This window comes from Ferrimonas pelagia (assembly GCF_039543565.1).
GTDB lineage: Bacteria > Pseudomonadota > Gammaproteobacteria > Enterobacterales > Shewanellaceae > Ferrimonas > Ferrimonas pelagia.
In genome coordinates, this window is the sequence record NZ_BAABJZ010000095.1 from 20,003 (window position 1) to 32,477 (window position 12,475).

Consider the following 12,475-nt stretch of genomic DNA (forward strand, 5'->3'; position numbering starts at 1 on the left):
CGTCATCATGAACCAGGCAGTCATTGTTGATTGTATCCGCACCCCCATGGGGCGCTCCAAAGCCGGGGTCTTCCGCCATGTGCGCTCAGAATCCCTTTCCGCCCATCTGATGCAGCAGTTGTTGGTGCGTAATCCCCAACTGGATCCAACCGAGCTCGAGGACGTGATCTGGGGCTGTGTGCAGCAAACCCTAGAGCAGGGCTTTAACGTGGGCCGCAATGCCGCGCTACTGGCGGGCCTGCCCAAGTCCGTCGGTGCCGTAACCGTTAACCGCTTATGCGGCTCATCGATGCAAGCCATCCACGACGCCACCCGCGCCATCATGGTGGGCGACGGCGATGCCTTTATCGTCGGTGGCGTCGAGCACATGGGCCATGTGCCGATGAACCACGGCTTGGATTTCCACCCGGGACTGGCGCACAACGTCGCCAAGGCCGCAGGAATGATGGGCCTCACCGCCGAGATGCTGGGCAAAATGCACGGGATCAGCCGCGAGCAGCAGGACGCGTTCGCCGTCCGCTCCCATCAACGCGCCCACGCAGCGTCCATTGAAGGCCGGTTTGAGGCGGAGATCGCGCCACTGGAAGGGCACGATCCCAGCGGTAACCTGATCAAGGTGACCCACGATGAGGTGATCCGCCCAGAAACCAGCCTGGAAAGTCTGGCTGGCCTGCGTCCGGTGTTTGACCCGGTCAATGGCACCGTCACCGCCGGTACCTCCTCGGCTCTGTCCGATGGCGCCGCCGCCATGCTGATCATGAGTGAAGCCAAAGCCAAGGCGCTGGGCCTGCCCATTCGTGCCCGTATTAGGTCGATGGCCGTGGCCGGCTGTGATCCCTCTATCATGGGTTACGGCCCGGTGCCCGCCACCCAGAAAGCGCTGAAGCGTGCCGGCTTAAGCGTGGCCGATCTGGACGTCATCGAGCTTAATGAGGCCTTTGCCGCCCAATCCCTGCCCTGCGTAAAGGATCTCGGTTTGACCGAGGTGGTCGAGGACAAGGTGAACCTCAACGGCGGGGCCATCGCTTTGGGCCACCCGCTGGGCTGCTCCGGCGCGCGGATCAGCACCACGCTGATCAACCTGATGGAATCCAAAGATGCCACCTTAGGCCTGGCCACCATGTGCATCGGCCTGGGCCAGGGGATCGCGACCGTGTTTGAGCGGGTGTAAGCGCGACTGCCCGCTCTCACGATATCCATAAAAAAGGGCCAGCAAATGCTGGCCCTTTTGTCGTTGGATCCCGTTATTCGGTACGGAAACGGCCGACCACCTGCGCCAAATGCTCGGCGTCACCATGAATGATCTCGGTTGCGGCACGGCTGTCCTGCCCCAAGGCCAACATCTGATCAGCAACCTGCTTGATCTGGACGGTGTTGTCTCGCACGTTGGCGGATACCGTGCGCTGCTCCTCTGACGCGGCCGCGATCTCATAGGTGCGGCGGGCCACTCCGTTGATCGCCTCGGTGATCTGAGCAAAATAGGCAGCCGTTTCCTGCGCCTGACACACGCTGTGCTCGGCATTTGTACTACTGCTCGCCATGGCACGCACCGCCTGCTCAGACTGCTCTTGGAGCTGGCCGATCATGGCACGGATCTCCTCCGTGGACGCATGGGTGCGCTGGCTCAACACCCGCACCTCGTCCGCCACCACGGCAAAACCGCGACCCTGCTCGCCGGCGCGCGCCGCTTCAATGGCGGCATTGAGCGCCAGTAGATTGGTTTGATCCGCCAAGTTCTCAATCGTCGCCAAGATCTGGCCGATCCCCTGGGTATCCTGCGCCAATTGCGAGATGATCTCGGTCGCGCCTGCCAGCTCTTGCACCAACGATTGGGTCGCCTCATGGTTGCGACTCATGGTCTGTTGACCCTGAATACACGCAAGCTCACTTTGCTGCACCGCCAGCTTGGTTTGCTCGGCGTTCTCGGCAACCTCCGCCGCCGCCACATCCATCTGTGCAATGGCACTGGCGATCTGTTCAACCTGAGTGTGTTGCTGCACCAGCACCTGCTGACTGCGACTCGATAGCGCACTGGACTGCTGTGCCTTGTCAGCCATCTCACCGGTCCCTTGGCCGATCTGCTGAACGATCTGCTGCAATTGCGCGATAAAGCGATTGAGGTTCTGCACCACCAAACCGATCTCATCCTGCTGCCGCACCGTAAGCCGCTGCGTCAGATCGCCGTGACCATCGGCCAATTGACCGATCGCCCGCTGCAACCATCTCAGCGGACGCACCAAGCGTACCGCCCGCCACCAGGAAAAGAGGCCGGCGCCGATCAACAACAGCAAGGTGGTCCACACTAGGCCCCGTCGCGCCTCGGCCACGGCAGCAAAGGCATCCCGCTGTTCAATAAACAGCAGCAAGGTCCAGTTTGGCCCCTCGATCGGCACGGCCAGCATCAACTGAGTCTCGCCTTGATGCTCAATAGAGGCTAATTGCTGGCTGGCGCGCTGCTGCTGCAGCCATTGGGCCGTCAGCCGCGGCTCCAACTGGGCTACCGGCTGCCCCGCCAGCGCGGGATCACGATACGCCACAATGTGGTTATCGCTATCCAGCAACAGAGCGCCGCCTCGATACGCCAGCTGCACGTTTAGAACCTCGCTGATAATGTCATTGACCGTGATATCGGCCGCCAGCACTCCTTGATGCACGCCCGCAAACGCCTGCGCGATGCTGATCACCATATCACCGTCGATGTCCTGATACGGCTGGGTGTAGATCAAACCGGAAGCCGCACTGGCATTTTGATACCAAGGCCGCGTGCGCGGATCGTAATCAATCGGCCAAGATTCCGTCTTGTCGCCATAGGCGATGCTGCCATCGACAAAACCGGCGTACACCGACAGGAAATCCCCGGCTCGCTTGGTCAGCAGCAGCTCTCGCTCCGCCTTATCCTCACCGGCGATGGGGGCAAGATTGGCCTGAAGCAGGCGCTCGCGCCCTTGTAACCAATGATCGATCCCCGCCTGTGTCGCGCGTGCCGTCGCATGCATTTGCTGGGCAATACTGTCGCTGATCTCCCGCTCCAGTCGCCGATCGCTCAACCAGCCCTGCACCGAGCTGGTAAAGATCACCAGACCAGCAAAAGAGAGCACCAATCTAGACTTTAAGGATAAGATCATGTTTTTCTCGTTGTTATTAAGCCTTGCCAGATGGGCGCTATGCTAACGGATCGCCAATGCGAAGCGGCTAGCGTTTACCAAGGTCTTACAACAAAGTGGCGGTCGATCACGCTTCCGGTTGCCCAAGACTTGCACCCATCTACCAGCGGCGTATGATACCGCGCGTATTTTTTAACCAGCGAGACCGTTATGACCGAGCTATTTGCCACTGCACAACACCAATTGGACGCCATGGGGCTCCGCTGCCCAGAGCCAGTGATGATGGTGCGAAAAACCGTGCGTAAGATGGACGCCGGTGAGACCTTACTGGTGACTGCGGACGATCCCTCCACCACCCGGGATATTCCCAGCTTTTGCCGCTTTATGGATCACGAACTGCTCGCCAGCGACATCGATAGCGCACCCTATCGCTACCTGATCCGCAAAGGCAACTGATCCCAAACCACTTTACAGTCGCAAACACATTCCCCTAGACCCGGCCTTTGAGCCCCCGCCCCCTGTTGTTACACTCGATTTGCACTCGAACAACATCGATAACAACAGGGACCGTCATGTTCAAGCCAACCACTCTCGCCCTGGCACTGGCTGCCAGTGGCTTGCTGAGCGCGCCACTGCAGGCCGACAGCGCAAGCGATCAAACCTCAGATCCGCAATGGCAGGTTGACCAACCCGCCAACGCCCCATTGCAAACCATCCAAATTGACGTGCAGCAAGGCACCTGGATGAACGTCGACATCAGCCCCGATGGCAAAACCCTGGTGTTTGATCTGCTCGGCGATATCTACACCATGCCCCTCTCTGGCGGCGAAGCCACGCCGCTGGTGCAAGGGATCGCCTGGCACATGCAGCCTCGCTTCAGCCCCGACGGCAAACGCATCGCCTTCACCTCGGATAGGGACGGCGGCGACAACCTGTGGATCGTCAATGCCGACGGCAGCGACGCGCAGGCGGTCACCAGTGAAGACTTCCGCCTGCTCAACAGTCCAGCCTGGAGCCCGGATGGTGATTATCTGGTCGGCCGCAAACACTATACCGCCCGCCGCAGCTTAGGCGCCGGTGAAGTCTGGATGTACCACCTCGGCGGTGGCGAAGGCGTGAAGCTGACCGCGCGGGAGAATGACCAGAAAGATCTGGGCGAGCCCGCCTTTTCCCCCGATGGCCGTTACCTCTACTTCTCGCAAGATGCGACGCCGGGCAAGACCTTCCACTATTCCAAGGACTCGGTCAAAGGGATCTACAAGATCAAGCGCTACGACCGCCACAGCGGTGAGATCGACGTGCTGCTGGAGGGCAGTGGCGGTGCCATTCGCCCCACCCCAAGCCCAGATGGCAAAACTCTGGCCTACATCGCCCGCGATGGGTTCCAAAGCGCGCTGTATCTGTACGACCTCACTTCCGGTGAGACCCGCAAGGTATACGACCAACTCGACCGCGACATGCAGGAAACCTGGGCCATCCATGGGGTTTACCCCACCCTAGCCTGGACCCCGGACAACACACACCTGGTGTTCTGGGCTGGCGGCCAGATCCACAAGCTGGACGTCGATCAAGGCAGCAGCGAGGTGATCCCCTTCCACGTCAAAGCCGACAAGCAGATCCAACCCGCCGTGCGCTTCGCTCAGGATCTGGATCAAGACCAGTTCCAGGTGAAAATGCTGCGACAGATGTCGGTCTCGCCCAACGGCAAGCAACTGGTGTTCGAAGCGCTCGGTAAGATCTGGCTGCAAAGCCTGCCCGATGGCAAGCCAAAACGTTTAACCAAGCAAGACAGCAGCTTTGAGCTGTTCCCTGCGTGGTCACGAGATGGCAAGCAACTCGCGTACGTCAGCTGGGATGATCAAGCGCAAGGCAAGGTGGTTCTACGGGATCTACGCCGCAAGCGTGAACGCATACTCACCACCGAGCCCGGCAAGTACGTCGAGCCTGCGTTTTCGCCGGACGGCGATACCTTGGTATTTCGCAAGAGCAAGGGCTACTACATCACCCCACGCAGCTGGAACCGAGAACCTGGGATCTATTCGGTCGATCTGACCAACAAGAAAGCCGAGCCGAAGCGGATCAGCAAGCGCGGCAACCGGCCCCACTTTGGGGCAGACAATGACCGCGTCTATTTTACCAGCAGCGAAGCGGGCAAACCGGCGCTGGTCAGCGTCGGCATTCACGGCTTTGAGGAGCGGGTGCACTTCACTTCGGATCACGCCACCGAGTTTCACGTCGCCCCCAACGGCAAGCATCTGGCCTTTGCCGAACGCTTTAAGGTGTTTGTCACCCCCTTGGCGCATCATGGCGAAATCCTGAAGATAGGACCCAATGGCGGCGGTCTGCCAGTCAAACAGCTGTCGCAGCGGGCGGGCGAGCAGATCAGCTGGACCAATGACAGCGCGAGTCTGTACTGGAACCTGGGACCGGATCTGTACCAAGTCACGCTCGAACGCCTGTTTGAACCCGGTGCTGAGCTGGAGGTTGACGCCCAGGTGCGCTCCATCGGCCTAACGGGCGACGCCGAGGTTCCACGTGGAACCATTGCCTTTGTCGGCGGCCAGGTGCTCACCATGGACGGCGATCAGGTGCTGAGCGAGGCCACCGTGATCGTAGAAGGCAACAAGATCGTCGCGGTCGGCACCGATCTCGAGATCCCGAAAGGCGCGCAGGTGATCGAGATCCACGGTAAAACCCTGATGCCGGGGATCTTTGATGCCCACGCCCATGGCAGCCAAGGTCAGGATGAGATCATCCCGCAGCAGAACTGGATCAACTACGCTGGCTTAGCGCTGGGGGTCACCAGCATCCACGATCCCTCTAACGACACCACCGAGGTGTTCGCCGCCAGCGAGCTGCAAAAAGCGGGTGAGATCGTTGCTCCGCGGATCTTCTCCACCGGCACCATTTTGTACGGCGCAGACGGACCCGGTTACACCGCCCACATCGACTCGCTGGAAGACGCCAAGTTCCACCTGTCCCGCCTCAAGGCGGTCGGTGCCTTCAGTGTGAAGAGCTACAACCAACCCCGCCGCAATCAACGCCAACAGGTGATCGCCGCCGCGCGTGAGCTGGAGATGATGGTGGTGCCAGAGGGCGGCTCGCTGCTGCAACACAATCTGAGCATGATCGCCGATGGCCACACCGGCATCGAGCACAGCCTGCCTGCGGCCAACCTGTATGACGACATCAAGCAGTTCTGGTCTCAGACTGAGGTGGGTTACACCCCAACCTTGGTGGTCGCCTATGGTGGCATTTGGGGCGAAAACTACTGGTACGACAAAACCGAGGTGTGGAACCACCCGCGCCTTTCCGCCTATGTGCCCAAGGATATCCTGCGCAGCCGTGCCATGCGCCGCCCCACCGCGCCGGATGAACACTACAACCACTTCAATGTCGCCCGGGGCGCCAAGGAGGTCGGGGATCTCGGCGTGAGAAGCATGATCGGTGCCCATGGTCAGCGTGAGGGGCTCGGTGCGCACTGGGAGATCTGGATGTTTGCCCAAGGCGGCATGAGCAATCTGGAGGCGCTGAAAACCGCCACCCTGAACCCAGCCATTCACTTCGGCATGGAGCATCAACTCGGCTCCATCAGCGCGGGCAAGCTGGCGGATCTGATCGTGATCGATGGCAACCCATTGGCCGATATTCGCGACTCCGATAAGGTGCAATACACCATGGTCAATGGCCGCCTGTTTGACGCCAAAACCATGGATCGCATCGACGGCAAAGGCCAGCAACGACAAGCCTTCTTCTTCGAAAGCGTGAAGTTGTAAACATTTTGTGAGCAACCACTCACTCTCACAAAAACGCCTGCAATCGCAGGCGTTTTTTATTCTTCTAGCAAGCAGGCCTGATAGCTGGGGCACTGCACCAGATGATCGTTGACCATCCCCACCGCCTGCATAAAGGCGTAACAGATGGTGCTGCCAACAAAGTTAAAGCCGGCTTTTTTCAGCGCCTTGCTCATGGCGTCAGACTCGGCGCTGGTGGCAGGCACCTCACTCATAGCCTGCCGCTGATTGACAATGGGCTGGCCACCGACGAAGCCCCAAAGGTACTGGGAGAAATCGACGCCGTTGGCCTCCATTGCCAAATACGCACGGGCGTTTTTGATGATCGAGTTTACCTTCAGCCGGTTGCGGACAATGCCGGGATCTTGCAACAGCGCTTCCACTTTCGCCTCGTCATACAAGGCGATCTTGTAGGGATCGAACCCATCAAAAGCCGCTCGATAATTTTCGGTTTTGCGTAGGATGATCAGCCAAGACAGTCCCGCCTGCTGGCCATCCAGACACAACTTTTCAAACAGTTCGCGCTTATCAAAAACCGGTCGACCCCACTGCTCATCGTGATACGCCACATACAGCGGATCCGTCCCGCACCAACTGCACCGTTCTGCTTCCATGACCAACTCCCCCAATTGACCCCCCTTTCAGCGAATATCCAACGCACATCGTTAAAATTTAACCTACATTCGCCGATCGGCACAGGGTATAATCAGCCCCATTTATCCAATTCCACACCGCATTCAGGTGAGATCCCATGCATAAGTATGACACCAAGACCTTTCAGGGCCTGATCATGGCTCTGCAGGACTACTGGGCCCAGCAAGGCTGTGCCGTAGTTCAGCCGCTGGACATGGAAGTCGGCGCCGGTACTTCCCACCCGCTGACCTGTCTGCGCGCCATCGGCCCAGAGCCGTTTGCCGCTGCCTACGTCCAACCGTCCCGTCGCCCGACTGATGGCCGTTACGGTGAAAACCCGAACCGCCTGCAGCACTATTACCAGTATCAGGTGATGATGAAGCCGGCGCCGGACAACATCCAGGAGCTGTATCTGGGCTCACTGAAAGCCATTGGTATGGATCCGGAAGTCCACGACATCCGTTTCGTCGAAGACAACTGGGAGAATCCGACTCTGGGTGCCTGGGGTCTGGGCTGGGAAGTCTGGCTGGATGGCATGGAAGTGACCCAGTTCACCTACTTCCAGCAGGTTGGTGGCCTTGAGTGCCGCCCGGTAACCGGCGAGATCACCTATGGTCTTGAGCGTCTGGCCATGTACGTTCAGGGCGTCGACAACGTCTACGATCTGATCTGGGCCGACGGCCCGTTTGGCACCATCACCTACGGGGATGTGTTCCTGCAAAACGAGATCGAGCAGTCGACCTACAACTTCGAACACGCCGATGTGGATGCACTGTTCTTCCAGTTCGACCAGTCCGAAAAAGAGTGTCAGAAATTGCTGGCACTGGAAAAGCCACTGCCACTGCCCGCTTACGAGCGCGTACTGGATGCCGGCCACGCCTTTAACATGCTGGATGCCCGCAAGGCCATCTCCGTGACTGAGCGTCAACGCTACATCCTGCGCATTCGCACCCTGTCTAAAGCGGTTGCTGAAGCGTACTACGCCTCCCGTGAAGCCCTGGGCTTCCCAATGTGCAAACCAAAGCAGTGAGGGCACGATGACACAACACACTTTTTTAGTTGAGATCGGCACCGAAGAGCTGCCACCAAAATCTCTGCGCACCTTGGCGGAATCCTTTGCCGCTAACCTGATCGCCAACCTGGACAAGGCCGAAGTGCCGCACGGAAAAATGGAGTGGTTCGCCTCGCCACGCCGCCTGGCGATCAAAATCGCCGATATGGCGACCAGCCAGCCGGATAAGATCGTTGAGAAACGTGGCCCGGCCATCGCCTCCGCGTTTGACGCCGACGGCAACCCGACCAAAGCCGCCCAAGGCTGGGCCCGCGGCAACGGCATTACTGTTGAGCAGGCCGGTCGCATGAAGACCGACAAAGGCGAATGGCTGCTGCACAAAGCGGAAGTTAAAGGTCAGCCGGTCCAAGGCCTGCTGCCAGACTTGGTGGCTCAGGCACTGGCTAAACTGCCTATCCCTAAGCCAATGCGCTGGGGCTCATCCGACATCCAGTTTATCCGCCCGGTGAAAACCGTGACCCTGTTGCTGGGCAACGAGTCCATCGACGCCACCATTCTGGGTAAAGAAAGCAGCACCACCATTCAGGGCCACCGCTTTATGGGTGAGCAGTTCCTGAACATTGAGTCTGCCGATCAGTACCCTCAGCTGCTGCTGGACGGTAATTACGTACTGGCGGATTACGAAGCCCGTAAAGCGCAGATCACAGAAGGTATTGCTGCAGCTGCAGCGGCCATCGGTGGCAACGCCGACATGGACGATGAGCTGCTGGAGGAGGTGACTTCGCTGGTTGAATGGCCAGTGGTGCTGACCGCATCCTTTGAGCCGGAGTTCTTGAAGGTACCGGCCGAAGCGTTGGTGTACACCATGAAGGGCGATCAAAAGTACTTCCCGGTATACGACAACGACGGCAAGCTGATGCCGAAGTTCATCTTCGTCTCCAACATCGAATCGAAAGATCCAGCTGTAGTGATCGACGGGAACGAGAAAGTGGTACGCCCACGTCTGGCCGATGCCGAGTTCTTCTTCAATACCGATAAGAAGCAGAAACTGGAAGCTCAGCTGCCGCGTCTGGAGTCCGTGCTGTTCCAGAAGCAACTGGGTACCCTCAAAGACAAGACCGACCGGATCCAAGGCATGGCAGAGCATGTCGCTGGCTTGATCGGCGCCGATCAAGCCCACGCTGCCCGTGCCGGCTTGCTGTCCAAGTGTGACTTGATGACCGACATGGTGTTCGAATTTACCGACACCCAAGGCATTATGGGCATGCACTACGCCCGCCACGATGGCGAAGCGGAAGCCGTTGCCATCGCGCTGAACGAGCAGTACCAGCCTCGCTACGCCGGTGACGATCTGCCGGGCTCCGGTGTGGCCCAGGCACTGGCCATCGCTGATAAGATGGATTCCCTAGTAGGGATCTTCGGCATTGGTCAGCCACCAAAAGCCGATCGCGACCCGTTTGCCCTGCGCCGCGCTGCCATCGGCGTGCTGCGTATCGCGGTAGAGAAGAAGCTGCCACTGGATCTATTCGATCTGGCCGCCTACAGCTACAGCCTGTTCGCCGAACAAGGCAAGCTGGAGAACGATCCCAAGCAGGCCGTGAAGGTGTGCGATCAGGTCGTTGACTTTATGCTGGCCCGCTTCCGTGCCTGGTATCAAGAAGAAGGCTTCCCGGTTGACGTGATCCAGGCTGTTCTGGCAGTACGCCCGACCCGTCCTGTTGATTTCGATCAGCGCGTCAAAGCGGTACAACACTTCCGTAGCCTGGACGCCGCAGAGGCCCTGGCCGCCGCCAACAAGCGGGTCGGCAATATCTTGGCCAAGGTCGAAGGCGAGATCGCTGACAACGTCAACGGCGAGCTGCTGCAGGAAAGTGCCGAAAAAGTACTGGCTGCGAAGATCGCCGAAGTAGCGGCTGAGATCACGCCATTGTACGCCGCGGGTGAATACCAGCAGGGTTTGACCAAGTTGGCCGAGCTGCGTGAAGGCGTCGATACCTTCTTCGATGAAGTGATGGTGAATGCGGATGATCTCGCGCTGCGAGCGAACCGTCAGGCGCTGCTCAAGCAACTGCGTGGATTGTTTATGCAGGTAGGGGATATCTCGTTGCTGCAGCAATAAGCGGCTCGACAGCTCTTCAACCAAATGCCCCGAGGCCACCGCAAGGTGGCCTTTTTTGTGTCTACCACAGACTGCACCAACAACCCCGCCTGCGCGTCGCGATAGCCAGAAAGCAACAAGGTGGTTCCGGATAGACTAACACGACCAATCCATGTCCCGAGGGTATGGCTTCTGGGTGTGAGTTGGTCTCGATACGCCGCACAGAGCATAACGAGTAAAGTCGCTGCAAACGGCATGAAGCAAGTGGTGTGTTGTCGGCAAAGACGTCGAACGCCGGGGCGGCGAAAGAGAAGAAGACAAAGAAGCAGCCCGGTCACGAAACGGCGACAGAAGCGCAGTAGATAAGGGGGCATCAAGCGCAAGATGTTCAGGGTAGAATAACGCGGGCATCACTTCCTGCGTGTTTTTTTATTGTCCTTTTCAGAGGAATGGGCGTTCTAACGAAAAAGATTGGCCAACGGAAGTTTCTCCCTATAATGCCCAAAACCGGTGCGCACGCTTTTTTATGGCGGGTTCGTGCTGGTCTGAAATCATTCCTACCAGTCTCATCCCGTCGCTTTGAATTTCTCCAGAAGTAACCGGGATAGACCATGCATATCGAATCTGACATCAAATTAGGCTTTAAAGACGTTCTGTTTCGCCCTAAGCGTTCTACGCTAAAGAGCCGTTCTGAAGTCGATCTCCGTCGCACGTTCCAGTTTAAGCACGCCGAAGGCGACTGGACTGGCGTCCCTGTCATTGCCGCCAACATGGATACCGTCGGTACTTTTGAGATCGCCGCAGCGCTGGCCGAGCACGAGATGCTGACCGCCATCCACAAGCATTACAGCATCGAGCAGTGGGGCGAGTTCCTGGCCAGCCAGGACGAAAGGATCTACCAGCACATCATGGTTTCCACCGGCACTTCTGAGCGCGAATTTGGCAAACTGTGCACCTTGCTCAACGACTTCCCACAGCTGCGTTTTATCTGCATCGATGTGGCCAACGGCTACCAGCAGGCCTTCGTCGACTACGTCGCTAAGGTCCGCGCCACCTTCCCGTCCAAGGTGATCGTCGCGGGTAACGTCGTAACCGGCGAGATGGCTGAAGAGCTGATCCTGTGTGGCGCCGATATCGTTAAAGTGGGCATTGGTCCTGGCTCCGTTTGTACCACCCGTGTGAAGACCGGTGTCGGCTATCCTCAGCTGTCCGCCATCATTGAGTGTGCCGATGCGGCCCACGGTCTGGGCGGTCAGATCATCGGCGACGGCGGCTGCAGCTGTGCCGGTGACGTATCCAAGGCCTTTGGTGGCGGGGCTGACTTCGTAATGTTGGGCGGCATGCTGGCCGGTCACGACGAGTCCGGCGGCGAGCGCGTAGAGCAGGACGGCAAAACCTTCGTTGCCTTCTACGGCATGAGCTCTGACACCGCGATGAACAAGCACAACGGTGGCGTTGCTAAATACCGCGCTTCTGAAGGCAAGACCGTAATGCTGCCTTACCGTGGCCCGGTTGAAAACACCGTACAGGATATCCTGGGTGGCGTGCGCTCCACCTGTACCTATGTGGGTGCAACCAAGCTAAAAGAGCTGACCAAGCGGACCACCTTTATCCGCGTAAACGAGCAAGAAAACCGCGTCTACAGCTGATAGACGAGCTTAAGAAGAAAGGCGCAGACCCATAGGGCTGCGCCTTTTTTGTTTCACGTGAAACATTCAATTGCTGCTGATAGTGGATAGCGGATAGCGGATAGCGGATAGCGGATAGCGGATAGCGGATAGCGGATAGCGGATAGCGGATAGCGGATAGCGGATAGCGGATAGCGGATAGCGGA

The 12,475-nt window shown here is 58.5% G+C and carries 8 protein-coding genes; 6 read left to right on the forward strand and 2 right to left on the reverse strand.

The annotated features are described in order from the left end of the window. The first annotated feature begins 7 nt into the window (after positions 1–7). On the forward strand, positions 8–1,171 hold the full coding sequence (gene fadA / locus ABEA08_RS15920) for an acetyl-CoA C-acyltransferase FadA (protein WP_345336355.1): 1,164 nt from the start codon (positions 8–10) through the stop codon (positions 1,169–1,171). A gap of 73 nt (positions 1,172–1,244) precedes the next feature. Here fadA and ABEA08_RS15925 read toward each other — a convergent pair whose 3' ends face one another. Beyond that, on the reverse strand, positions 1,245–3,125 hold the full coding sequence (locus tag ABEA08_RS15925; RefSeq protein ID WP_345336356.1) for a methyl-accepting chemotaxis protein: 1,881 nt from the start codon (positions 3,123–3,125) through the stop codon (positions 1,245–1,247). A gap of 189 nt (positions 3,126–3,314) precedes the next feature. On the opposite strand from ABEA08_RS15925, the gene tusA reads away from it, so the two are divergent. Both tusA and ABEA08_RS15935 read left to right on the forward strand, forming a co-directional pair. Further along, positions 3,315–3,560, forward strand: a complete 246-nt coding sequence (gene tusA, locus ABEA08_RS15930; protein ID WP_345336357.1) for a sulfurtransferase TusA — start codon at positions 3,315–3,317, stop codon at positions 3,558–3,560. 116 nt (positions 3,561–3,676) lie between these two features. Next, complete coding sequence (locus ABEA08_RS15935) at positions 3,677–6,880, forward strand: amidohydrolase family protein (protein WP_345336358.1); 3,204 nt, start codon at positions 3,677–3,679, stop codon at positions 6,878–6,880. A 56-nt stretch (positions 6,881–6,936) separates the two neighbouring features. On the opposite strand, the gene ABEA08_RS15940 is transcribed toward ABEA08_RS15935, so the two are convergent. Continuing rightward, positions 6,937–7,512, reverse strand: coding sequence for a DNA-3-methyladenine glycosylase I (locus ABEA08_RS15940; RefSeq protein ID WP_345336359.1), 576 nt, complete (start codon positions 7,510–7,512; stop codon positions 6,937–6,939). A 137-nt stretch (positions 7,513–7,649) separates the two neighbouring features. On the opposite strand from ABEA08_RS15940, the gene glyQ reads away from it, so the two are divergent. The 3 genes from glyQ to ABEA08_RS15955 all read left to right on the forward strand — a co-directional run bounded on the left by glyQ (position 7,650) and on the right by ABEA08_RS15955 (position 12,290). After that, the gene (gene glyQ, locus ABEA08_RS15945) at positions 7,650–8,561 is read left to right on the forward strand and encodes a glycine--tRNA ligase subunit alpha (RefSeq protein ID WP_345336360.1); all 912 of its coding nucleotides are present in this window, start codon (positions 7,650–7,652) and stop codon (positions 8,559–8,561) included. Between the two features lie 7 nt (positions 8,562–8,568). Continuing rightward, positions 8,569–10,662, forward strand: a complete 2,094-nt coding sequence (gene glyS, locus ABEA08_RS15950; RefSeq protein ID WP_345336361.1) for a glycine--tRNA ligase subunit beta — start codon at positions 8,569–8,571, stop codon at positions 10,660–10,662. Between the two features lie 590 nt (positions 10,663–11,252). Next, positions 11,253–12,290 (forward strand): GMP reductase, encoded by a 1,038-nt coding sequence (locus ABEA08_RS15955; protein WP_345336362.1) that lies wholly within the window; start codon positions 11,253–11,255, stop codon positions 12,288–12,290. Positions 12,291–12,475 lie beyond the last annotated feature (185 nt).